This is a genomic window from Neobacillus sp. NPDC093182, from assembly GCF_044754045.1.
In genome coordinates, this window is sequence record NZ_JBIVOI010000010.1 from 193,698 (window position 1) to 219,039 (window position 25,342).

General features: G+C 37.7%; 17 protein-coding genes and 3 pseudogenes. 6 read left to right on the forward strand and 14 right to left on the reverse strand.

Going from position 1 to position 25,342, the window contains the following annotated elements:
- Positions 1–25: 25 nt before the first annotated feature.
- The 3 genes from ACIQAA_RS19065 to ACIQAA_RS19075 all read right to left on the reverse strand — a co-directional run bounded on the left by ACIQAA_RS19065 (position 26) and on the right by ACIQAA_RS19075 (position 3,548).
- Complete coding sequence (locus tag ACIQAA_RS19065) at positions 26–1,408, reverse strand: sensor histidine kinase (protein WP_402622348.1); 1,383 nt, start codon at positions 1,406–1,408, stop codon at positions 26–28.
- A complete protein-coding gene (locus tag ACIQAA_RS19070) occupies positions 1,405–2,064 on the reverse strand; it encodes a response regulator transcription factor (RefSeq protein ID WP_402622349.1) in 660 nt (219 codons plus the stop codon). Before ACIQAA_RS19070 ends, ACIQAA_RS19065 begins: the two co-directional genes overlap by 4 nt.
- A gap of 830 nt (positions 2,065–2,894) precedes the next feature.
- A complete protein-coding gene (locus tag ACIQAA_RS19075) occupies positions 2,895–3,548 on the reverse strand; it encodes an FMN-dependent NADH-azoreductase (protein ID WP_402622350.1) in 654 nt (217 codons plus the stop codon).
- 217 nt (positions 3,549–3,765) lie between these two features.
- On the opposite strand from ACIQAA_RS19075, the pseudogene ACIQAA_RS19080 reads away from it, so the two are divergent.
- A pseudogene (locus ACIQAA_RS19080) lies at positions 3,766–3,966 on the forward strand (Rrf2 family transcriptional regulator); the annotation flags it as partial.
- A gap of 722 nt (positions 3,967–4,688) precedes the next feature.
- Here the strand turns inward: ACIQAA_RS19080 and ACIQAA_RS19085 are convergent.
- The 9 genes and pseudogenes from ACIQAA_RS19085 to ACIQAA_RS19125 all read right to left on the reverse strand — a co-directional run bounded on the left by ACIQAA_RS19085 (position 4,689) and on the right by ACIQAA_RS19125 (position 17,067).
- Positions 4,689–8,141 carry a S8 family serine peptidase gene (locus ACIQAA_RS19085; RefSeq protein WP_402622351.1) on the reverse strand — a complete coding sequence of 1,151 codons (3,453 nt, stop codon included), beginning with the start codon at positions 8,139–8,141 and terminating at the stop codon, positions 4,689–4,691.
- Positions 8,142–8,226: 85 nt separating this feature from the next.
- Positions 8,227–9,132: a LysR family transcriptional regulator gene (locus ACIQAA_RS19090; RefSeq protein ID WP_402622353.1), complete on the reverse strand. Its 906-nt coding sequence runs from the start codon at positions 9,130–9,132 to the stop codon at positions 8,227–8,229.
- Positions 9,133–9,419: 287 nt separating this feature from the next.
- Positions 9,420–12,881, reverse strand: a complete 3,462-nt coding sequence (locus tag ACIQAA_RS19095; protein ID WP_402622354.1) for a S8 family serine peptidase — start codon at positions 12,879–12,881, stop codon at positions 9,420–9,422.
- 200 nt (positions 12,882–13,081) lie between these two features.
- Positions 13,082–13,399: a hypothetical protein gene (locus ACIQAA_RS19100; RefSeq protein WP_402622356.1), complete on the reverse strand. Its 318-nt coding sequence runs from the start codon at positions 13,397–13,399 to the stop codon at positions 13,082–13,084.
- A gap of 1,427 nt (positions 13,400–14,826) precedes the next feature.
- On the reverse strand, positions 14,827–15,078 hold the full coding sequence (locus ACIQAA_RS19105) for a DinB family protein (protein WP_402622358.1): 252 nt from the start codon (positions 15,076–15,078) through the stop codon (positions 14,827–14,829).
- Between the two features lie 102 nt (positions 15,079–15,180).
- Positions 15,181–15,480: pseudogene (locus ACIQAA_RS19110) on the reverse strand (carboxymuconolactone decarboxylase family protein); the annotation flags it as partial.
- Between the two features lie 131 nt (positions 15,481–15,611).
- Entirely contained in the window at positions 15,612–16,040 is a 429-nt protein-coding gene (locus tag ACIQAA_RS19115; protein ID WP_402622359.1) for an organic hydroperoxide resistance protein, read from the reverse strand.
- 54 nt (positions 16,041–16,094) lie between these two features.
- Positions 16,095–16,523 carry an organic hydroperoxide resistance protein gene (locus ACIQAA_RS19120; RefSeq protein ID WP_402622361.1) on the reverse strand — a complete coding sequence of 143 codons (429 nt, stop codon included), beginning with the start codon at positions 16,521–16,523 and terminating at the stop codon, positions 16,095–16,097.
- Positions 16,524–16,623: 100 nt separating this feature from the next.
- On the reverse strand, positions 16,624–17,067 hold the full coding sequence (locus tag ACIQAA_RS19125; RefSeq protein ID WP_402622362.1) for a carboxymuconolactone decarboxylase family protein: 444 nt from the start codon (positions 17,065–17,067) through the stop codon (positions 16,624–16,626).
- A gap of 229 nt (positions 17,068–17,296) precedes the next feature.
- Between ACIQAA_RS19125 and ACIQAA_RS19130 the strand changes: the two are divergent.
- A pseudogene (locus tag ACIQAA_RS19130) lies at positions 17,297–17,791 on the forward strand (RrF2 family transcriptional regulator).
- A gap of 356 nt (positions 17,792–18,147) precedes the next feature.
- On the opposite strand, the gene wrbA reads toward ACIQAA_RS19130, so the two are convergent.
- Positions 18,148–18,771, reverse strand: a complete 624-nt coding sequence (gene wrbA, locus ACIQAA_RS19135; protein ID WP_402622364.1) for an NAD(P)H:quinone oxidoreductase — start codon at positions 18,769–18,771, stop codon at positions 18,148–18,150.
- Positions 18,772–19,055: 284 nt separating this feature from the next.
- Between wrbA and ACIQAA_RS19140 the strand changes: the two genes are divergently transcribed.
- The 4 genes from ACIQAA_RS19140 to ACIQAA_RS19155 all read left to right on the forward strand — a co-directional run bounded on the left by ACIQAA_RS19140 (position 19,056) and on the right by ACIQAA_RS19155 (position 23,746).
- Complete coding sequence (locus ACIQAA_RS19140) at positions 19,056–20,567, forward strand: spore germination protein (RefSeq protein WP_402622366.1); 1,512 nt, start codon at positions 19,056–19,058, stop codon at positions 20,565–20,567.
- Positions 20,557–21,636, forward strand: a complete 1,080-nt coding sequence (locus ACIQAA_RS19145; protein WP_402622368.1) for a Ger(x)C family spore germination protein — start codon at positions 20,557–20,559, stop codon at positions 21,634–21,636. The genes ACIQAA_RS19140 and ACIQAA_RS19145 overlap by 11 nt, the downstream gene beginning before the upstream one ends.
- Complete coding sequence (locus ACIQAA_RS19150; protein ID WP_402622370.1) at positions 21,636–22,739, forward strand: GerAB/ArcD/ProY family transporter; 1,104 nt, start codon at positions 21,636–21,638, stop codon at positions 22,737–22,739. Before ACIQAA_RS19145 ends, ACIQAA_RS19150 begins: the two co-directional genes overlap by 1 nt.
- Before the next feature lie 104 nt (positions 22,740–22,843).
- Positions 22,844–23,746: a VanW family protein gene (locus tag ACIQAA_RS19155; protein WP_402622372.1), complete on the forward strand. Its 903-nt coding sequence runs from the start codon at positions 22,844–22,846 to the stop codon at positions 23,744–23,746.
- A 145-nt stretch (positions 23,747–23,891) separates the two neighbouring features.
- On the opposite strand, the gene ACIQAA_RS19160 is transcribed toward ACIQAA_RS19155, so the two are convergent.
- Positions 23,892–25,196 (reverse strand): polysaccharide deacetylase family protein, encoded by a 1,305-nt coding sequence (locus ACIQAA_RS19160; RefSeq protein ID WP_402622374.1) that lies wholly within the window; start codon positions 25,194–25,196, stop codon positions 23,892–23,894.
- Between the last annotated feature and the right edge of the window lie 146 nt (positions 25,197–25,342).

Sequence of the window (25,342 nt, forward strand, 5' to 3'; positions counted from 1 at the left end):
GTGTTATGAGCTAATCTTCAAGTTGTTAAATAGTTGTAAAATAAACAGAAACCCTTGTATATTCATTTTCTTTTGAATCAATTTGTATTTCTGCATGATGGAGCTGGGCGATCTGATTGCATATGGATAAGCCAAGCCCAATCCCCCCTAGTTCTTTTGAACGGGACCGGTCCACTACATAAAAAGCTTCTGTAATTTTCGCAATGTCCTTCTCAGGTATGCCTCTTCCATAATCCAATACTTCAAGCACAACGCCTTCGTGGTAATGGTAACTTCTCAATAGTATCTCCCCCCCGTACGAGGAAGCTTTTATGCTGTTTTCTACTAAGTTAATTAACAAGGATTGCAATAGTTCTTGATCTCCATAGACTTCGTCGGCTAAACACTCACGTATTATCGTCATCTGCTTTGCCTCTAGATGATGTCGCTCCATGTTTACCACATATGAAAACAGATTCTCTATATCAACAGGTTCTAAGGCAATCTCTTCACTCTTCAAATATAGCAATTGCATCATTTTTCCTGAGAGAACATCCAGCCGCGCAATATGCTCATATATGTAATGGACCGCCATTTTCCTTTCTTCCTCATTATAATTGGCATGATTTAAAAACTCGCTATATCCCTTGATAGCCGTAATGGGTGTTTTTAGTTCATGAGTGAGGTTGTTGATGAATATTTCTTTGTCTTCACTCGCCTTTTTGATCGTTTCAATATGATTGGAAACAGCATTAACCATCCTGTTAAAATCTTGTGCTAATTCCCCAAATTCGTCGTTCACTCTTACTTTCACTCTTTGATCATACGCTCCTGCAGCAATCGCCTTTACACCTTTGTTTAACCTGCGAATGGGTGCGGTTAATTGAAATAATAGAAAAATAAGAGCTACGGATAAAATCAAAGAAATCACAACACTCAATGTAATGAAATACTGCCGTAAAGTAACATAATATTCCTGTAAATAATCAGAATTTCTTGAGATAACTAGTCTTAAATCCTGGAATTCCATTTTCCCGCCAATAAACAGCCATAGCTCATCATCCATCTTTCTGTAGACGGATTGGTATGGATCTCCATTCAGTTCTGCCCGATCCCCTACAAATTGATAGGCATTGGAAAAGATCAATTGATCCGCTTGGTAAACCTCTAAAAGGATATCCTCTTTATAATAATTTGCTGCGAAACTAGCAATTACCGGTTCATAGTTGGTATTGCCAGTATTTTCAGTATATACGCGAAGGATATAGCTTAATGATTTTTCGATGCTCCCGTATACGCTCACGCCTCTTGAGATATCCAGCTGTTCGTTTAGTTGGTAACTCTTTTTTAAAAGTCCATAGGCTCCAAGGTCGAAGGCGATCAGAAATACAATCAACACACACAGATACGTTTTCTGCCAGAACTTCACCTCTCCACCTCTAGCCTGTAACCGTATTTATAAACCGTTTTGATCCGGGTCTCCCAATTTAGTTTCTTTCTTAGCTTCTGAATATGCACGTCAACGGTTCTTGTTTCTCCATAAAAATCGAAACCCCATGTTTGCTCAATAATTTTCTCACGGGATAGCGCGATATTTTTATTTCGCACGAGAAGATCCAATAATTGGAATTCCTTATTCGTTATTTCGATTTCTTGTCCATGAACAGTCACAGTATGCTTTTCCAAATCTACTATGGTGTCATCCAGCCTAAATTCGTTTGCGACCTTTTGGTTTCTTCTTAAAATGACATGGATACGAGCGATGAGTTCCACTGCTTCAAAAGGCTTGACTATATAATCTTCCGCTCCGATCTCCAAGCCATTCACTTTATCAGAAACCGTATTTCTTGCAGTTAAGAAGATAACCGGTACGTTGTGTTTCACAATATCCTGCACGATTTCAAAGCCGTCTCTGCCAGGCAGCATCACATCTAGGATGACTAAATCGATTCGCATCTCATTTAATGTTTTCAAAATTTGATCTCCACTATATAATTGAACATACTCATGCCCGACCATCTTTAAATTTACGGCAATCAAATCGTTAATTGCCTTCTCATCATCTACAATCAGTATTTTCGCCATAAGAATACACCTCTCCATAATGATAGCAATTCTGTAATAGAAAGTTATCATAGAGTTGTAAAAATCTTTATCCCAGAATCCAAAAACAGATTAGCTATTAACGGGAGTCGCGTTATAGTATTCTTCCAAGCCATCTTTCTTCACATAGTAATTGAACAATGCCGTTTGGGCTTCGTGTGATCGGTAGGCTGAAACACCAAGCAGCTCCACACGACATCATAAGAACAACCCATAGCATTCTTTTCATTATGTTTCCTACTTCCACGAATTTTTCAATTCTCAATAAATAATTTACAAAGCAAGTTACTACAAAAAGAGACTGATTGGTCTTTTTTTATTCAAAAAAAATGATATAATTAAAAGAATTAAAAAAGAGCACCTGATGAGATAATTTCATGTGATAATCTTATACCATAAAACTCATCATTTGTATTAACTAGGAAAAGCAGGAAACCAATGTATTCCTGCTTTTTCAAATTTTTTATGGAGTTTATATATTTATCTATTTTTCCACTTTAAGAGCATTTTTTAAGCTTTTGATAATGCCAATATGTTCACTCTCATGGAATGAAGCGTAGGAAAGAAGTTCACCAATGGTTTCTAATTTTAATGATCCAATTGGTAATGGTTTTGCAATTTTTTCATCAAGTCGTCCAGTAAACGTTTCTTTTACACGCTTTACTTGTTCAGATAGTAATGGAAGTATCTCTTCAATCTGATTTGATTAATTATTGGAACAAGGTAAACATACTGTTTCTCGTCATAGTGAAGAGAACGACCAATTACTGAAGAAGCCCCTGCAACAATAATTTTCATGCTTTTATCTTTCTTTAATATAGTATTAATTCAGCTGCTAATCTTGAAGCGGCTTCTTCAGCTTCTTTATATGCTTTTTGTAATACTTCATTTGGTTCTAGTAGAGCAGCTCCTTGTGCCCGAATGATTTGATAATCTTCAATACCAAGGAAATTGAACATTGACTTCAGGTATTTATGAGAGTATTCAACTTCTGTATACCAATCATCATTAGTATAGATTGATCCACTTGCTTGGATGACAAGCATTCTTCGTCCGTCTTTAAGCAGTCCCACTGACCCATTTTCAGTATATTTAAAAGTTTCACGTGCGATCATGATATTGTCCATATAATCTTTTAACTTTGATGGAATATTAAAATTATGCAAAGGCAAAACAATGATATACGTATTTGCACTTTTAAATTGATGTAAGATCTCGGACATACGCTCCGTTACTTTTTGTTCTTGGCTACTTAGCTCCTGTTCTTTTCGTTGTTTTTCCCATGCACTTAAAACCGTTTTATCTATCATAGGCACTACATCACTGTACAAGTTAATCTGTTCAATTGATTCACTATCAGGAATTAATTCTTTATAAGCTTTCAAAAAGTGGTTATAAACCTGCAAGCTAACTGAAGATGAATCATCTATTTTTGGATGTGCGTTAATGATAAGTGTTTTGTTCATTAGTATTTCTCCTTTATAATGAATTTCAGGCCTTAATTAGCGACTAAAATAATCGTCGATTAATTATGTCTCTAATATAAAGGGTATAATTATTTTTGTCAAAATATATTATTTACCAAAAGAGATTTCTTTTATTTGACTAACACACTAAATACTCCTAAGATACAATTTGATAACCCTTAAAATCAAAAGCAGGTAAGTATATATGCATAAAGATAATGGATATTTGTATAGAGAAAACTGCTGTTCAACTCCCTCCTCTTGCACTATCAATTTAGTTATGCTCTCTGCAGAGGAAAAAATGCGTGATTTCTTGCGTAGTAAAACACTTTCTTGGTTAAATGAAGAGCTTGATCGTGTCTTACCTATACAAATACGTGAAGATACTCAGAAATATTTTTCAAAGAGCAACATATAAAACAAACCTCTCGTGAAATTCCTTAATTAAGAGGAATTTCACGAGAGGTTTTTTCTTAGTTCAAGGAAACGTATCATTCGATTGTCTAGTGATAACTACAACCAATCCTCAACTAACCTGCTTGTTCGTATTATAAGCTCAGCCAAATATTTCTGGTTGGCCATTTTTCATATGGTTTTATCATATAAGTAGTTAGGGTAGAACGTAACTGTTTGTTTGGCTTGACCCCGTTAACTAAACCGTTCGCCCCCTACTTGTGAAACATGATTGAGTCTGGTTGGGACTAAGAACTGGTATAACAAGCGAAGATGTGTTACTGCATGGAGGATTTAGGGGTCACTGGCAAATTATTAGTTTAGGAAGAGGATTTAGAATGAATCCATTCGTCGTTGGTCTGGATGTTTCAAAAGGTAAAAGTTAAATTCATATAATATATACTATCCAAAATATTTACAAAACTTCTATTAAATTCATTTTATTAATTCCATAAAAAGGATTTTTATGACCTTGTGAACTTCTTTTGATAGTAAAGTAGATAATAGCATAGTTTAAACAGTCTAACAATCTAATGATAAAGAGACAGTCAACCATTCTTAAATGGGCAAACTGTCCCTCATCAAACTTTAATTTTCCATTTGAATTAATAAATACTAACTATACAACAACCTATTTTACCTGAACTTGAATCGTTTTTCTCTCATTGTTTCCAGCTTTATAGATTTTTATTTGGTTTCATATGAAACGACGGAGCGAATCATCGGATTGGCTGCATCTAAACCTGCTGAAAATGGTCCAATCACCGACCCTTCCTCTACTTTATTCCACTCGCCTTTGTAAAGCTTCCAAAAGCGGTCTGAGAACGGGCTGCTCAGATCAAATCCAAGGGTCGGCACATATGGATCTGGATATTGGGTGCTGAATACAAGGAAATATTCCTTCGGTACGTAAATGGAGTAAGGGCTAAGATCTACTCTGACCCAGCCAGGAACGACATCCGATTTCGCAGCAATGGATTCCGTTAATTTCTTTCCCGGCCCTCCTTCAGGTCCAGTGGCATCATATACATCAACTTGAAAATTTTCCCCACCCGGATTCCACCAGTGTGAGTCGATGTAAAACAGGCCGGCGGTCAGCAATGCTTGTTCCTGTCCATCCTTCAATGACATTTTTACTGCGGCCTCGTCCGCACCAGAGACCAACAAGACATTTTCAGCCGAGCCATCATCATAGCTGATTTCACCTTCTGTACCTATAAAAGGCTTTAAGTGTATATCAATTGAATGGATGGAATTGCCCTTAATTTCAATCCGTTCCCGGTAGGTATGAAAATAAGGGGCACTCACTTCAAGCGTATATGTTCCTATAAAAGGGTTAAGCGAGTATTTGCCGTTTGCACCTGTTCTTACCGGGGCGACAGCGGCGTCTTCAATGAGTTTCACCGTTGCACCCTTAATCGTTTTTTTGGATTCGCTGTTCTTGACAGTTCCCTTGACGACGCCTTTATCTAATGGAGATAACTGTATATCTACATTCGTCGATGCACCTTTCGTTACTCTCGCCGTTTGAATCTTTTGGTTAAATCCATAGGCCTCGGCTTGTAGGTGGTATTCATCTGCTGGCAGCTTCATGCTGAAGCTGCCATCCGTTGGATCGGTTGCTAAAAGCCTTCCATTTTCAACAATCTGTATTTGCGCGCTAAGTGGGATGAGAACTTGTTTTTCATGGGTGCCTTGTAGCCTTGTAGCCTCCCCAAATGGTTCAAATGCAGTCGTTGATTGTGAGGGTTGATATACGGTGCCGGAAGGCTTGGCTTCTATGGCAACATCATCTAAGTACCACCCTAAATTTGTTACCGCACTGTCGGAATGGAAACGGTAAGCTATATATACAGTTTTCCCTGAGAAGGAAGACAAGTCGACAGAAATGGCTTCCCATTTTGTCTCTAAATGCTCATCGAATGTTTTAACCACATGCCAGTTCTTCATGTCTTCAGAAACAAGCACTTGGCCCCAATCATCCATCCCTCGGAAGGTCAAAGTTTTGAAGCCATAGGTCTGTTTAAAGTTAAGGAATACCGCTTCTCCTTTCTTGACTTGGATAGGAGGCATAGTTAGCATGGATTCCTCGTTATTGTTATAACTCCAGTTCGCATCGGTATTTCTCCAGTCAGGGTTCGCGGTCGCGTACGCATTGGTCCCAGAAGGCACCTCCAGAAAAGTATGCATGACCTTCCCCCAATTCCACGAACTGTTTCTACCGGTACTGTACCACCCTACAGGTGTTGTTTCAAAGTCTGTTGCATACCCCACCGACAACCCTTCCTTCAGGTGTAGGCGAACAGGGACGGTTTCCGTACTGTTTCCCGCATAGTCCGTAATTTTCCAGTAATACGTAATTTCTTTCCCCTTTACTTGTTCTATAGGAAGTTCACTTGAATAGGAACCGCTTTTAAAGTTGCCTTTAAAAAGTTTGCCATTTGATGTTTGCTCTGGTGCTCTGTCGATCTGATAATGAAGTTCCACCGTGGAAACTGCAAATTCGTCAGAGGCTTGTACAGTGAGTTTTAATGGCGCATTAGCATAAGCATATGGAAGAGGCTCATGGCTTGCTACTGGTTTCTTTTTATCGACAGCTTTATAACCTACTTTTCCTACTAGACTGCCGACGCCGTTAGTACCGCTCTTAACCATACCTGTTAGGTCAAGCATCCCTCTCCCATAGGCGTCATTTGGGGAAGATGGATACTTTGAATCGGATAACGGAATCAATCCGGCATACAAGGTTTCTTTAAGCTTGTCGATCGGCATGTTTGGCTGCATTTGCTTTAAGATGGCAATGGCGCCTGACACATGTGGTGCGGCCATGGAGGTCCCCCATGACAACCCGTATTCGTTATTTGGGAGGGTTGAAAGTATCGCTTCCCCCGGTGCAACCAAATCCGGCTTTATTTCACTGCCGCCATAGGGAGAAGGCCCCCTTAAGGAAAACCATGAGATTCGGTTGTCTGAATCCGTTGAGCCAACTGCAATGGTTTCAGGGTAATTAGCTGGATTGGTTATAGAACCTGGCCCGACGGGCGTCCAAGAGCTGTCGTTTCCTGCGGCAAAAACCGGTGTAATGTCGGCAGCCGCCCATGCCTTCACAACCGATCTAAACCAGTCATTCAAGGAAGAACTGCCAGCCCATGAGTTATTAATAATGTCCGGTGCCATCTCTGGATGAGGAGTTCCCTCTTCATCCAGTGGGGCGAGAAGCCATTCTCCTGCTTTTATCAAGTCTGTATCCAGAGCGCCATTTTCTGAAAATGCGTTAACTGCAATCCAGCGTGCCCCTGGAGCCACTCCGGTACGCGTGCCTGTTTCCGGGTCATAGCCAACCATGGTCCCTGTCACATGTGTACCATGTCCATGTGCATCAATTGGAGTAGGACTGTCCCCCACCAAGTCCAGCCAATTGAAGGTGTGTGTAAAGGTGCCATCCGCATTGAGTCCTCGGTATTGCTTCTTAAGAGACGGGTGGTTTACGTCCACCCCAGTATCAAGCGTTGCGACCACGACACCTGATCCATCCAACCCATTTTCCCATGCTTTTTTTGCCTGAATTTTTTCCAGGTTCCAAGGTAGCTCACTTGTTAATTTTTGGACTCCAGATGTCTTCGGTTTAGGCAAATCCTGCCGTTCGTTTAGGTAAATATGGTTGACTTCCGGAAAGGCTGCTATTTCCTGCAAAATTTCTTTCGTGGATGTAAATGAAACCGCATTTACGATGTAGTAAGATTGATCATCCTTCAGTTTGCCTTCAGCTTTCTTTTGACGGATAAAATTCTTGATATGATACTGTGTTTGTTCAGCAGTCGTTTGTAGTCCTGACACGACAGCTGAACGGACGCGGAGTTTCTCTTGATAGCGGGTAGCCTTCGCTTTCTTAGCCTCTTCCCGAGCTTGATTAGCGATTTGTCCAACATCCGCTTGGTTTTTTAATTCTACAATCACATTCGTGTACGTGTTTTTTTCAAAGGCCTGTATTACCTTCGGGTCCACCTTTCCTTCCATTGGGTTTGGATTCGATACTCCGTTTTGAACCGCACCGCCTTTTACTGGGAAGATTGTTCCTAGTAAAAGAAAAATCATCAAAAAAGCTACTAAATTCGGTTTTCTCCTTTTTAACCCTTTCATTTGAACCCTCCTTTAACCAAACTTTTTGCCAGATTCTATTGTCAAGCTTTGGATAACTGTGTTTTCAAGCTTTGGATAATTGTGCTTATTTATAGCTCTCCTCTAATGCCTTATTCTCATTTATAAAGTTCCTTAATATTTCGATAAAACCTTTTGCAGCTGTTCCAATATATTTTTGTTTATGGTGGACAATAGTCACTTCCTTAATGAAAGCTGGATTCGTTATTTTGATAGCCTTTAAACTCCCTGTATTTTCCAGTGAAAAGAGTGTACTAGATATAATGGTAGCCCCTATCCCTTCCTCGACTAGTTCCAATATCGCCTTTGAATCGGATGATTCAATGATTGGGTGGATGACGATCCCAGCAGATAGACACGCATCCGTAAATAATTTCCTAAAACAATGACCTATTGGATTTAATATTAGCGGAATATTCTGAATCTCACGAAACTCAATTTCGTCTCTCACAGACCAAGCATGATCCGTTCGGACTACTAAATAGAATTCATCCTCGTATAAAGGAATTTGGATAAAACTCTCATCTGGTCTTGGCAAGAAGGTTAGAGCCAAATCAATTTCGTTTTGTTTTACCTTTTCTATAGGGTCATCTGTCGAGAAAAACTGGATCTGAACGTGAGGGTACTCAGCATGAAACCCTAACAAAACCTTGGAGGCTATAAGACTTAGGTCACCAGAAAGTGCCCCTATGACTAATTTCCCTCTTTTCACATTTTGCAGCTCCTCTATTTGTTCAGTAGCAAATTTTAAATTTTCGAACACTTTTTTGCAATGTTCAAAAAGGATTTCGCCGGCTTCCGTGATTGCTATTTTTTTTCCTAAGCGATCAAATAAACGAACACCAAGTTCATCCTCTAACGCTTTCATTTGATAGCTTAAGGTAGGCTGACCAATTCTAAGTTTTTCAGCAGTCTTTGTAAAATGCAGCTCTTCACATAGGGCCATAAAGTATTCTAATTGTCTCAGTTCCAAGATTTTATTCCCCTTTGAACGTTTCATTTTTATTTAAAACGGTAATAGCTCTCTGTCCACTCTGAGATCAGTTTGAGCAGTGACAGCTCACGCACTTAGTTGGATGGTGAACTGTCACTCCTACAATCTGATAATCTTTCAATCTATCTTACTATTATTATCCTGTGGTGTTTCAATGACAGGTTCTGAGATTTCATCCAAGAACCGGCAATCATGTTCCAAAGGTTCTAATCCTATTTCAAATGCATTCATTATAGATGCTGTTATGTCTCCAGCTTAATAGATTTTTATTTGGTTTCATATGAAACGACTGAGCGAATCATCGGATTACCTGTACCTACTGCTTCAGGACCAACTCCATTCAGGGGACCAGCACCACCAGATTCTTTACGCCACGGCTGTTTGTAAGTTTTCCACCATAAGCGGTCTGAGAACGCGCTGCTGCTATCCATACCTAGAGTCGGTACAAATGGAGATGGACCTTGGGTGCTGAATACAAGGAAATATTCCTTCGGTACATAAATGGAGTAAGGGCTAAGATCTACTCGGACCCAGCCTGGAACTACATCCGATTTTGCAGGAATAGATTCCGTTAATTTCTTTCCAGGCCCTCCTTCAGGTCCAGTGGCATCATATACATCAACTTGAAAATTTTCCCCGCCCGGGTTATACCAGCGTGGGTCGATATAAAACAGGCCAGCAGTCAGTAATGCTTGCTCCTGTCCATCCTTCAATGACATTTTTAATGCGGCCTCGTCTACTCCACTGACCGGAAAGACATTTTCAGCTGAGCCATCATCATAGCTGATTTCACCTTCTGTACCGATATAAGGCTTTAAGTTGATATCGATTGAACGGATGGCATTGCCCTTGATTTCAATCTGTTCCCGGTACGTATGAAAATATGGGGCACTCACTTCAAGCGTATAGGTTCCTTCAAAAGGAGTAAGCGAGTATTTACCGCTTGTATCTGTTTTTACCGGGGCGACAGCGGCGTCTTCAATAAGTTTCACCGTGGCTCCCTTGATTGTTTTTTTGGATTCGCTGCTCTTTACGGTTCCCTTGACGATGCCTTTATCTAATGGGGACAACTGTATAGAAACATTGGTCGATGCATCTTTCGTTACACTCGCCGTTTGAATCTTTTGCTTAAAGCCATACGCCTCGGCTAGCAGGTGGTATTCATCTGCTGGCAGATTTATGCGGAAGCTGCCATCTGTTGGATCGGTCGCTAATAGCCTTCCATTTTCAACAATCTGTATGTGGGCGCTAAGTGGGACAAGAACTTTTTCATCGTTGCCTTGCTGCCTTGCAGCCCCCAAAGTTGGTTCTAATGCAGTCGTTGATGCGGAGGGTTGATAGACGTCGCCGGAAGGCTTGGCTTCTATGGCAACATCATCTAAGTACCACCCTAAATTTGTTTTGTCACTATCGGAATGGAAACGGTAAGCTACATATACCGTTTTCCCTGAGAAGGAAGACAAGTCGACAGAAATAGCTTCCCATTTTGTGTATAAATGCCCTTCGTTTGTTTTCGCCACATGCCAGTTCTTCATGTCTTCAGAAACGAGCACTTGTCCGTAATCATTCGCCCCTATCAAAAACGGAAATCCAAAGGTCTGTTTAAAGTTAAGAAACACCGCTTCTCCTTTCTTAACTTGGATCGGAGGCATAGTAAGCATGGATTCCTCGTTATTGTTATAACTCCAGTTATTTTCGATGTTATCTCTCCAGTTAGGGATTGAGGTTGCGTACGCATTAGTCCCAGATGCCGCTTTCAGGATATGCGTCGGCATGACCTTCCCCCAATTCCATGAATTGTTTCTACCGGTACTTGACCACCCAACAGGTGTTGTTTCAAAATCTGTTGCATAGCCGACTGACAGCCCTTCCTTCAGGAGCAGGCGAACAGGGGCGGTTTTCGTACTGTTTCCAGCATAGTCCGTAATTTTCCAATAATACGTAATTTCTTTCCCTCTTACTTGTTCTAAAGGAAGTTCACTTGAATAGGAACCGCTGTTAAAGTTGCCTTTAAAGAGTGAGCCAGTTGATGTTTGCTCAGGTGTTCCGTCGACTTGATAATGAAGTTCCACCTTGGCAACGGCTAAATCGTCAGAGGCTTGTACAGAGAGTTTTAAAGGTGCATTCGCATAAGCATAAGGAAGAGGCTCATGGCTGGCTACCGGTTTCTTTTTATCAACAGCTTTATAACCTACTTTACCTGCTAGACTTCCTACCCCGTTAGAACCGCTCTTAACCATTCCTGTTAGGTCAATCAGCCCTCTCCCATAGGCGTCATTCGGAGAAGATGGATAGTCTGAATCGGATAACGGAATCAATCCGGCATACAACGTTTCTTTCAGCTTGTCTATCGGCATGTTTGGCTGCATTTGTTTTAAGATGGCAATGGCGCCAGACACATGTGGTGTAGCCATGGAGGTCCCATATGACAATCCGTATTCGTTATTTGGGAGGGTTGAAAGAATCGCTTCCCCTGGTGCGACCAAATCCGGCTTTATCTCACTGCCTCCATAGGGAGAAGGCCCCCTTAAGGAAAACGCAGAGATTCGGTTGGCTGAATCCGTTGAGCCAACTGCAACGGTTTCCGGGTAATTCGCTGGATTGACGATAGAACCTGGCCCGATGGGAGTCGTCGAACCGTCGTGGTTTCCTGCGGCAAAAACAGGTGTAATGTCTGCTGCGACCCATGCCTTCACAACCGATCTGAACCATTCATTCAAATTAGAACTTGCACCCCATGAATTATTAATAATGTCCGGTGCCATTTCTGGATGTGGTGTTCCCTGTTCATCCAGCGGGGCGAGAAGCCATTCTCCTGCTTTTATCAAGTCTGTATCCAGTGCGCCATATTCTGAAAATATGTTAACTGCAATCCAGCGTGCCCCTGGAGCCACTCCAGTACGCATGCCTGTTTCCGGATCATAGCCCACCATGGTCCCTGTCACATGTGTACCGTGTCCAATTAAATCCTTTGGAACAGGACTATCTCCCACCAAGTCCAGCCAATTGTAGGTGTGTGTCATGGTGCCATCCGCATTGAGTCCTCGGTATTGGTTCTTAAGTGACGGATGGTTGACGTCAACCCCCGTATCAAACGTTGCAATCACGATACCTGATCCATCCAACCCTTTTTCCCATGCCTTTTTTGCCTGTATTTTTTCCAGGTTCCATGGCAGCTCATTTGTTAATTTTTGGACTTCAGATGTCTTCGGTTTTGGCAAAGCATGCCGTTCGTTTAGGTAAATATGGTTGACTTCTGGAAAGGCTGCGATTTCCTGCACAACCTCTTTCGTGGATGTAAATGAAACCGCATTTACGATGTAGTAAGATTGATCATCCTTCAGTTTGCCTTCCGCTTTCTTTTGACGGATAAAATCCTTGATAGTAAACTGGGTTTGTTCAGCATTCGTTTGTAGTCCTGACACCACAGCTGAACGGACGCGGAGTTTCTCTTGATAGCTGGTAGCCTTCACTTGCTTAGCTTCTTCCCGAGCTTGATTAGCGATTTGCCCTACGTCCGCTTGGCTTTTTAATTCTATTATCACATTCGTATACTTGTTTTTTTCAAAAGCTTGTATTACCTCCGGGTCCACCTTTCCTTCCATCGTGTCTGGATTTGATACTCCGTTTTGAACCGCAACGCCTTTTACAGGAAAGATTGTTACTAATAAAAGAAAAATCATCAAAAAAGCTGCTATATTCGGTTTTCTCCTTTTTAACTCTTTCATTTGAATCCTCCTTTTATAAACTTTATAAACACATCATTTAGATTTCTATAAATTCTGAAAATAGAGACCATTCACTTTCTTCTTTTTTCTAGCAAACCAGTATTTTTTATAATAGATGGTTTAGAATATTAATGGATAATAAAGGATGAACGGTCCATAGATTTTGGGATTCGCTGGATTGTATCCACAGTATTTTTCCATTAAAGCAGAATGGTCCCATCATTACTGGCCACTACGATCCCTGCACCATCGATTCTCATATCCCATACTTGAGGGGCTCCGACTCGTTCAACTCCCCATTCCACCGAGGATGAATTTGCAGCAGATGTCGTTTTATCATTTGAAATAGGTGTAATGATTTGCCGCGTTTCATTCAGCAGAATTTTTGCTACCTCCGGAAAGGCTGCTAATTTGTCCATCGCAGCCTTGGTTGCTGTCACCGCTATCGCATTCACAACATAAAACGATTGGACGCCTTTCACTTCTCCTTTTTGCTTTGCTTCCTTCAGATACTCCATGACTTCAGCCTGTGTTTCTAGAGCAATATTTCGTAATGACGAAAAGACAGCGGAACGGACCTGAAGTTTCGTGCTTACTTCCGTTAGTTTCTGTTTCTTCGCTTTTTCTGCTTTTTCGAGAGCAACTCGATTGGTATCCGCCTGTTCTTTAAACTTTAAAATAAAGGTATTCTGGTATTCTGATCTTGATCTTTGAATTGTTTAATAAACTAGGAATCTACCTAATTTTCAATAGATGTGTTGTTAATTTCCGAAAGTGGTTTACTCTCCGTAGAAACTCCTTGTGCTACTGCTATACTGGGTAGGACAAGGCTGATGAAGAGAATGATAGACACTAGTAAACTTAAAGAAAAATGCAACCTACATATACTATTTTTCAAATGGGGGAAACTCCTCTCAAGTTTTCATTTGAATAACCGATAGCCCTGTAAGTTGCATGGTTATCATACAGCTTACAACTATACCTCCTTTGTATTTGGTAAAGACTACATAATAGTATAAGTATTCTGAATTATTAACAATACAAGATTTTTGATTGAAGTGATTAATAAATTAGATGGTAAAAACTGACTATATCAACATAGGAAAAACACACAACAAAGTGAAGATTATATACAGAGAATCCAAGTACAGATTAGTCATTAACTGGAATCCCGTTATAGTATTCTTCGAAGGTAATGCCGCGTTTCGTGCTCAATCGTTCCAGGTGGCGCACTATAGGTAATGGCTTTCTCATAGCCATCCTTTTCACATAGTAATTGAACAATGCCGTTTGGGTTTCGTGTGATCGGTAGGCTGAAACACCAAGCAGCTCCACACTACATCATAAGAACAACCCATAGCATTCTTTTCATGATGTTTCCTACTTTCACGAATTTTTCAATTCTCAATAAATAACTTATAAAGGAAGTTTATTTTAGTCAGTAAAATCGAGTAGCCGAAATAACTAACAAAAAAAGCCATAATTTATGTCCACACAGAACATCTTTTATGTACTGATATATAAATCCTACAAAAAGAGACCAAATGGTCTCTTTTTGTCCAAAAAAATATAAATTTAAAAGTATTAAAAATGAATCCCTTTTATCTGCATGAAAACTCTAAATATCGCATATCTGTATATAATCTACTGAAGACCAATGCACCTTCCATAGAAGAAAGAATGAATACAGCCATCTGTTTGGGAAAAAACTTGTTTGTCGATTTCATATGACTTTATCTATTTTTCCACTTTAAGAGGATTATTTAAGCTTTTTATTATGCCAATATGCTCACTCTCATGGAATGAAGCGTAGGAAAGAAGTACACGAATGGTTTCTAGTTTTAATGATCCAATTAGTAATGGTTGTACAATTTTTTCATCAAGTCGCCCGGTAAACGTTTCTTTTTCGTGCTTTACTTGTTCAGATAATAATGGAAGAATCTCTTCAATTGAAGGCGGAGTTATATTCCATCCAGTGGATCTGAGTCCCCGTTTTGAATAATTCCATATATCCTTCAGGCAGGTTCGGAATTTCATTTGCAAAATGAAAGACTATTCCCACAACAGAAACATTAATATGACCTAACTGCCAGCGTAGTGAATTGGGATATCCATTTGGGATAACGTCTGCGTTCTCTTCCGTAATGCCTTGTGCCACCTTTAATGTAACATTGCGAGCAAATTCCAATTGATCCAATATCATTTTTTCGTTTATGATACTAATCCCCCTAATGAATTTCCTCTCCCTTGCATGTCTCTTGTATGATTGCCCTTCTGGTTGGTCTCTCATAATACCTAATTATTTCTCAGTTGCTATATTCCCCATTGCTATAGAAATTCTATTCCAACTGTTAATTTGATTAATTATTAGAACAAGGTCAACATATTGTTTTTCGTCATAGTGTTCATGCACTCGTTGATAAAGCTCCTCTGGCACACGTTTTGTCGGGATTAATGTCACGTACTCTGTCAACTCTAAAGCTACTTTTTCTGCTTCTCTATAGAATTCACACTCTTCCCAAGCACTAACACAATATATTCTTTGTTCTGTTTCGCCCATTTTTCGAGCATCTGCTGCGTGCATATTCAAACAAAATGATATGCGCCCGTTCGTAATATAAGGTTTGCCAAATATTTCTGGTTGCCCTTTTTACTATTTGGTCTAATTATATAGGTAGTCAATGTGAACGTAAGCACCCTTGGATATGACTAAGAAATCCTAGGCGCTGATTAACCAACAACGTTCGAGATTACTTCGATATTACCACGTGTTGCTTTGGCATAAGGGCAAACCTGATGAGCTTCCGCAACGATTTCCTCAGCCACGCTAGTTTCTACGCCTTTAATAGTGATGTCCATAGTAATTGCTAGTACATAGCCGTCGTTCGCATCCTTGCCGAGTGTAACATGAGAAACAATTGTTGTACCTTCTGCTTTAATCTTCTTTTCTCTAAGAACAGCACCGATCGCCCCTTCAAAGCATGCGGCAAATCCTGCAGCAAACAGTTGCTCCGGATTTGTTCCAGCTCCGTTACCCCCTAATTCCTTGGGATATCTCAAGTCCACATTAAGTTTCTCATCGCTGGAAACCGCTTTGCCCTCTCTTCCGCCTTGAACATTTACTGTAGCCGTGTACAATTTCTTTTCCATTTTAATCATTTTTTGAACTCCCCTTTCATACTCGATTATTATTTTATACTCTTGGTGCGCTGATTAACCAACAACGTTCGAGATTACTTCGATATTGCCATGTGTTGCTTTGGCATAAGGGCAAACCTTATGAGCTTCCGCAACGATTTCCTCAGCAACGCTGGTTTGTACGCCTTTAATAGTGATGTCCATAGTAATTGCTAGTACATAGCCGTCGTTCGCATCCTTGCCGAGTGTAACATGAGAAACAATTGTTGTACCTTCTGCTTTAATCTTCTTTTCTCTAAGAACAGCACCGATCGCCCCTTCAAAGCATGCGGCAAATCCTGCAGCAAACAGTTGCTCCGGATTTGTTCCAGCTCCGTTACCCCCTAATTCCTTGGGATATCTCAGGTCCACATTAAGATTCTCATCGCTGGAAACCGCTTTGCCTTCTCTTCCGCCTTGAACATTTACTGTAGCCGTGTACAATTTCTTTTCCATTTTAATCATTTTTTGAACTCCCCTTTTTATACTGATTATTATTTCATACTCACATTAGAAAGATAAACAATGAAAATGGCAGCAAACAAACTAGGATGCTCAGGTATAATTATTTTTCAGTTGCTATATTTCCCATTGCAATAGAAATTCTATTCCAACTGTTGATTTGATTAATTATTAGAACAAGGTCAACATACTGTTTCTCGTCATAGTGTTCACGCACTCGTTGATAAAGCTCATCTGGAACACGTTTTGTCGGGATTAATGTCACGTGCTCTGTCAACTCTAAGGCTACTTTTTCTGCTTCTGTATAGAATTCACACTCTTCCCAAGCACTAACACAATATATTCTTTGTTCTGTTTCACCCATTTTTCGAGCATCTGCTGTGTGCATATTCAAACAAAATGCACAGCCGTTAATTTGAGAAGCACGAATTTTTATAAGTTCACGAAGTTTACGATCTATACCAGTAGTTTTCGTATATTTTTCCATTTCCATCATTATTTTAAGTGCTTCTGGTGCTGCATTGTAATAATCAATTTTTTGTTTCAATTTAATTACCTCCTAAAAAAGTTTATTCAATAAATAATTGAAGATAGTGTTTTAAACAACAATTACAGACAATGTTAATCGCCGATTAACACTATCTATAATAGGGTATTTGTTTTATTTTGTCAACCTTAAGTGCATAATTGAAACAAAAGTATGTTTGACAAAGAAATAAAACATTTCTAAGATTAATTTACGCAATTACTTTTTATTTATGAAGAAGGTGTTTTTAATGCAGTATAGTATTGGAGTTGAGTATGCACTTCACTGCCTCGTTTATTTAATTGATATTCCTGAAGATTCTCCCACTGGAATAAAGGAACTTTCTTATTTTCAAGGTATTTCAGATACATATCTCTCCAAGATTTTTAGTAAATTATCTAAGGCTGGTATTGTAAGTTCAGTTCCTGGGGTTAAGGGTGGTTATAAACTTGCTAGATCCCCAGAAGAAATTTCGTTTTGGGATGTAATTGAAGCCGTTGAAGGTCCTAAGCCGATTTTCCAGTGTAAAAATATTAAAGATAATGGTTATTTGTATAGAGAAAAAGGCTGCTCCCCAAGTGCCTCTTGTACTATCAATTGATTAGTTATGCTCTCTGCAGAGGAAAAAATGCGTGATTTTTTGCAAAGTAAAACACTTGCATGGTTAAATGAGGAGCTGAATCGAGTCTTATCCAAACAAGTACGTGAAGATACTCGGAAATATTTTTCGAAGAGCAACATATAAAACAAACCTCTCGTGAAATTCCTTAATCAGAGGAATTTAGAGAGGTTTTTTCTTAGTTCAAGGAAACCCATTTGGACATTTACTAATAAACCAACTGGTGTTACTCGAAAATTAGTGCTCAAGTATCGTTTTTAACAACATTTTTTGCCCCTTAGGACAAGGAGTCGCTCTTCAAATTTGAAAAACATATGTATCACCTACTATTGAAATATATCCAAAGCTTCCTTTAGGTTGTCCCAATAGTATTTTTCGATACTTGTTTAATGAATCAAAGGTTTCAGGTCCGCATTCATAATGACGATACAAATCGTTCTATCTGTTTATAAAAACAAAATGGATCGTTACAATTAGTTTTATCAATGATTAGCTTTTTTTACCCACTCTGCTACTGTAATAGTACGTTTTGCCTGATGTTTAACTGCAGCTTGAACAGCAATGACATCTTCAACCATTTTTCCATTCTGATCAACAGTAACACTGGTTCCATATGGGTTACCACCTGCTCCAAATATAACTGGATCAGTATAACCAGGAGCTGCAATAATTGCACCCCAATGATACATGGTTGTATAAAGTGATAATATCGTCGCCTCTTGACCACCGTGAGAATTTTGTGCCGAAGTCATTGCACTTACGACTTTATTCATAAGCTTTCCATTAAACCAAAGTCCACCTGTCGTATCTAAGAACTGTTTCATTTGTGACGGCATATTACCAAATCGAGTGGGGATGCTAAAAATTATTGCATCTGCCCATTCTAAATCTTCAAGTGATACAGTTGGAACACATACTGCAACTTCTTCAACATAGTTCTTCCATGAGGGATTCGAATCAATAACCGATTGAGGAGCTAATTCTGGAACTTTTAAAACCTTAACCTCTGCACCAGCTTCTTTTGCTCCCTCGGAAGCCCATTGTGTTAATTGATAATTTGTACCTGTTGAACTATAAAAGATGATAGCTAGGTTTACATTTGACATGATGCTAATCTCCTTTTCGCTTTTTAATAAAATATAAAAAGTTAAACCTTCATAATCAAATTCATAATCATTATGTTGCCCTTGCCTTTATTTTCAATTCCTCTTTTATCCTCTTTTCCTTGCCTGCCAAGCAGTCTTTTTGATTGCTCCTAAATGCTGATAAGTTAAAATTCAATTTATTAAACTAAAAATTCGTTTGCCATACAGGAATAAAATGATCAAGTGAATACAATTTTAGATTGTAATTATAATAAGAATTGACAATATATTAGGGAGTACATTTGATGTTTAAGAAAAAAAATAGTCAGAATACAGAAAATCTAACACATACAGAAATAGTGAAAAGAGCTAAAAAATCATCTGATTTTAAAGAGATTAAAAAAAATGTTTCAGGAGTCCAGATAATAATTTTCTATTTCACCACACTTATTGATCATAAGACGATGGAACGTGTATTTCTTCCCTATATTAATGAATGTGAAAAAAAGATAGACCAACCTCTAGATATTAATCAATTTAAAAACAATCTTCCTCTTGAAGATGTAATTAGAACTCATGATGCAAAAGAAATCGAAGACAAAATATATAAAGGATATGTACTTATAAAATTTGGAAATAGCGCTGAAGATTGTCTTTTACTAAACGTAAGCAATTTATATAAAGGGGTTAGAACAACGAATGAAACTGAGAATGAGTATAGTGTTACAGGGCCAAAATTAGGGTTTGTCGAGAATCTTGATACTAACATTCTTTTACTTCGAAGTAAGTTAAAATCTCCTTTATTAACAACCGAAGAGCTTATTCTAGGCACACTTTCGAAAACTAGAGTTGTCATTGTTTATTTAGATGGTATAACAAATGAAAAACATATAGAAACAGTAAAAAACAGAGTGTCTGAAATAGACTTTGATATTATTTGGGATACTCATGTTATTGACCAAATCATTAGAGATAATTCTTATACTCCTTTTCCACTTTACGTAACTTCAGAGAGGCTGGATAGAATTTCTTACACACTCTCTAGTGGCCAAGTAGTTATCTTTAGTGATGGTTCACCATCCGCAATATCCGGGCCTTCTACCATACTCGATTTTTTTATCGCATCAGAGGATTATTATTATAACTGGATTACTGGTTCGTTCCTTCGTTTAATACGAATACTTGGGATCATCTTTTCAATCATTTCTTCCTCTATTTATATTGCTGTTGTGACGTTTCACTATGAGGTTATTCCCGTAGATTTACTAGGTCCGTTAATAAAGTCCAGAGCAAACGTTCCATTTCCACCGTTATTGGAAGTTCTGTTTTTAGAAATGACAATTGAATTATTAAGAGAGGCAGGAGCTCGCTTGCCTACTAAGATTGGACAAACATTGGGAATTGTTGGAGGTATTGTGATTGGGCAGGCAGCAGTTGCTGCTGCACTGACAAGTAATATTTTATTAATAATCGTCGCTTTATCAGCCCTAGCTTCATTCACTACACCAACTATCACTATGTCCAACACAATTCGATTATTAAGATTTCCCTTTATCATTATGTCCTCATTACTTGGTGGGTTAGGTATCATCATCGGTTTTGCCGTTTTACTATGTCATTTGTTTAAACTAAAATCGTTTGAAACTCCTTACATGGTTCCTTTATATCCATTTCGACGCAATAATTTTCAAGATAGTTTTATTAGGTCACCTTGGCGTAAATTAAATAAAAGGCCAGATTTTTTAAGAACGAAAGAAACAATAAAATTTTCACCAAAAGAGAAAAACAAACAGAAGGAGGATATTAATGACGAATAACACTTTAGTAAAATTTGGTTTTGTTGTTTTATCTCTACTCCTGTCTGGATGTATACCTCACAATATTATTGATGAGGTTTCTTTAATGCATAACATTGGATTTGATAGGGAGAAGAAAATGTTAAAAGGTATTGTTGCCTATCCTAATTATCAACAAGGTAATAATTCTTCATTGATTTCTGCTCTTGCAAGTAATCCTTCTAATTTACGAGAACAGCTTGGTTATAAGTCCCAATATAAAGTAGAAATGGGACAATTAAGGGTAATTATATTCGGAAATAAATTAAGTACATACGGTTTAGCACAGATCCTGGATACAATTTGTAGAGATCCTCAAATCGGCATTGTAAGGATCGTCATTACAAATGGTTCCCCAAGCAAAATATTTCAAAAAACACTAAATGAGAGTCCACTTTACTTGATGAATTTAATCGACCAAAGCATTAAAAACGAAGGTATCCCTGAATCCAACATTCACACCACATATGATCAATATTTTGGAAGTGGGATCGATATGTCTTTTCCACTTTTAATAGTAGACTCCAGCGGAAAAGTTAAAGTTAATGGAATGGGAATATTTAAAGAGGATAAATTAAAATATAAGATTTCAACGAAAGAGGCTTTATTTTTCAAATTAATGACTGATAGGAATAAATCAGGGGTGTATAATTTAAAACTCACCAATAACAACGATAGCAGCAACATTGGGGTAAGATTTCTTTATGGAAAGCATAAAATTACAATAATTAACAAAAATAACCGCGAAGAGGCAAAAATTAATCTTGTTCTTAATGTAGAACTAGCAGGTTTACCAGACTGGATGACAGTTGAAAATGAAAAAGATTATAAAAAAATAATAAATGAATTGGAGAAATCAATTTCAAGGGATACTACAACTCTTCTTAAAAATCTCCAAGCCAAAAATGTGGATCCTATAGGCTTCGGTAGAATGCACAAAATTCACCATAATAAATGGTCTGAGGATAACTTTTATAAAAATATTTACCCTAAAATGACGTTTAATGTAAGTTCAAACATTATCATTAGACAAGCTGGAGTGGGAAAATAGTGAGCGTTAAAGTAAAAGAACAATTTCAAGTTTCTACTTTTTTTACTTTCTTTTTAGTTCATGCTTCACAAACGGGAATTGGCATTTTAAATTACCAAGCCGATATCAGTAAATATGCAGAACAAGACGCGTGGATTTCTTTGATCATTTCGGGAGTTTCCATTCATTTGATACTTTTCATCATCTTCAAAATGTTGGATTCCCATAACAATGATTTAGTAGCTGTCCATGAACACTGTTTTGGAAAAGTTTTAGGAAGCGCGCTCTCTATATTAGCTTTAGGCTACTTCTGGCTGGCCTCTTTTACAGTTTTTCGAGCTTACATTGATGTCATACAAGTATGGGTTTATCCGACAATCAAGACCTGGCAACTTAGCATCATATTCGGAGCTGTACTATATTATATCGTATCAAATGGATTCCGTGTTTTAACTGGTTTCAGCTTCTGGGGAGTCATTTTACCATCTTTTTTATTTGTACTAATATACTTCCCCATGAAACATACGAATTACATATATTTATTACCTGCTTTTAGTCACCCTATCAGTGATTTACTCTTATCTGCCAAAGCATCAACATTGCTTTTTCTCGGTTTTGAGTGGATATTAATGTACTACCCTTTTATTAAAGACTCATCGAAAATTCCTAGATGGGCATATTTCGGGAATTTATATACGATCATTGTTTACCTGATCGTAACCTTTATTTCATTTCTCTATTTTAATCAAGAAGTAATACAACAACTGCCTTGGCCAACTTTAATGATGCTTAAAATCGTCCACTTTACTTTTTTGGAAAGGTTTGAGTATATATTTATTTTTATTTGGTTATTAGTCATCATTCCCCCTATGTGTATCTCTATGTGGGCCTGTACTAGAATAATCAAGAGAACACTTTCATTTCCCCCGAAAGGTTCTTTAATATTATTTATTCTTTTAACCATTATTGCATCAATAAGTTTGAAGGATGTTGAAAGTGTAGATAAGGTTAGTAATCTTTCTTCTAACGTCGGATTTGTATTTATTTATATATACATTCCTTTACTTTTTATTACAAAACAAATTAAGGATCGCTTCATGAAGAATAAGATAACAAGTATTTAGTCATTTTTATGTTGTATTTCCTTATCTTATCTAATTTATTAACTTTTTTTAATATTGCCTAATGTCTCTACATGTCATATAACGTTAAGGGGGCTTTCCTGTATATGAATTTTACTTGGATACTTGGACTAATGATTCTATCTCAACAATTAAATATTCCAGGCAATTTATTAATTACTAACAATGGTCAACCTATATCAATGGTTAATCGTTCTGACTTATCGATGAACCTGCCTGGATTACCCATTATGAATACAGAAAAGTTTAATAAACTTATGGACGAAATAGACAAAAATGTTTCTAAAGATCCCAAAAATGCAATTATAGATAGGTCCGGAAATATCATTCGAGAACAAGTTGGTTATCGTTTAGACCGTCAAAAATTTACAGAACAAGTTTATACTTATTATTTTAATAATACTTCATCTCAATTAGAAGCCCCATTACAAGCCATTTATCCTCAGGTTGATAGTGAATTACTTGGAACCATTCGAAGTGAAAAAATTGGGGAATATGTTACATCGTTCAGTACCAATAAAAAAAACCGAAACAATAATATTTATCTTGCTGCAGAAGCGATTAATAATTTTGTTCTTTATCCCGGTGAAACCTTCTCATTTAATAAAGTGGTTGGAGAAAGAACAGCAGGTAAAGGCTATTTACCCGCGCCTGTTATCGTGAAAGGGAAATTTGCAGAAGATACAGGTGGTGGAATATGTCAAGTTTCATCAACTCTTTATAATGCAGTAGATAATGCAGGTTTAGAAGTTATTCAGCGTTACCCCCACAGTAGTCGGATTTCGTACGTTCCACCTGGGCGGGATGCCACTGTAAGTTGGAATGGACCTGATTTTGTTTTTAAAAATAAATACAATCAACCTATTTTAATTCAAGCAAATACGTTAGGGAATAAATTAATCATTGAGATTTATTCTTCGGATGTAATTTCCTTTAACCCTAAAAATGTTCCATACCTGCCTTATCAGAATAGTCGCCTACCCAAGTGAGTTTATTACTTGGGTCTTCCCCCGTTTTTTGTCTTTTATTCTATATCGCTTCTATCCTCTGTCTACAAAGGGACCGGCGGTTTTCCCACCGGTCTATTCTATTACTAGTTTCAAACAGAAAATACGCGGTTTCAATCAGTCTTTATTATCTATAAGCCGCTTCATTAATTAAAATGTCTAGAGTAACAATTTGAAAACCCTTATTTATAAGTCCTTCTATGATTAAAGGCAATGCCTTTTCAGTTTCAGTCTTATCTCCATCAGAGTGCATTAAAATAATATCTCCATTACGGACATTATTAAGAACATTTTCTTTAATATGAGCTCTTTCCTTTTGAGACCAATCAAGAGTGTCAATCGACCATAAAACGATTTTTAAATTATTTTCTTGTGCAGAAGAAAGGACAAAGTTATTTGTTGCACCATATGGAGGTCTAAATAATGCTGGTCTTTTCCCGATAACATCTTGAATTGCATCGTTTGTCATTACAAGATCTCTTGTTATATCATCCTTATCACGCTTACTAAGGTCATTATGATAATAACTGTGGCTTAATATTAAATTGCCATCGTCGAATGCCGTTTTTACGATTTCTGGATAAAGACGAACTTTCTCACCGACAAAAAAGAAATTAACTTTTACGTTATATTGAGCTAATATATCTATTATTGCAGGTGTTACCGTTTTATCTGGTCCATCATCAAAGGTAAGGGCAACTTTTTTTTGGTTAAATCCATTTAAAAATATATTCTTAGGGTAGCTTTTAGCCAATGTAAGCATTTCTGCACGTGACTTCAACATATTTGTCCATGCTTTTTCTGACAAATTATTGGATGTTCCTTTGATTTCTAAAATATAGTCCTTAGAAATGTTTGTTGTTTCGTCAGTTTTTTTAGTAAGGAATACCGATGTATGATCTACTGTGCCTGATTTATTAGGAATGATAAATTTTAACTCAATTTCTTCATTCAGTTTATACACATAAATAGATTCGTCATTTACACTCCTTGTATCGGTAGGTTCCCCAAGTGCTGAGCTAATTTCATCATAGGTTAATGACTGTAGTTTGTCATCGTATGATCGAATATCAAAGATTTCCCCGTTTTCATAAAAACCAAATGTAATGTCCCGTTTTTCATACATTGCATAAAAATACTCGTTATACTTATCTGTAAAATCAGGATCGCCCCATTTTTCATAAACTTTTTGGATGTTAGTTTTCAATGTAAATTCAGAATTTAAACCTTTTCCATTTAAAGCTAAATCTCTTATTTGTTTTGGAAAAGATTCTGATGGTTTACTTTCTTCCTTTGTTGGAGGGTCAGATTTTTTATCTTCCTGATGGTTGGATTCTTTATTGCTTTTAGATGAACTGGTATCAGGACCTGGGCTGCAAGAAACAAGAATAATTAAAGAAAAAAATAGAAGAGTCCATAAAAATCTTTTCAAATAAACCATCCTCTCCAAGTAAAAATCACTGATGTTCTCAAAATTACAAATCTTTTGAAGCGTCGAGACTAAATTTTTTTATTAATGTAATAACCATTTTCTTTTCTTCATTTGTAAGTCTATGCATAGCTCTATCGATTGCTTTA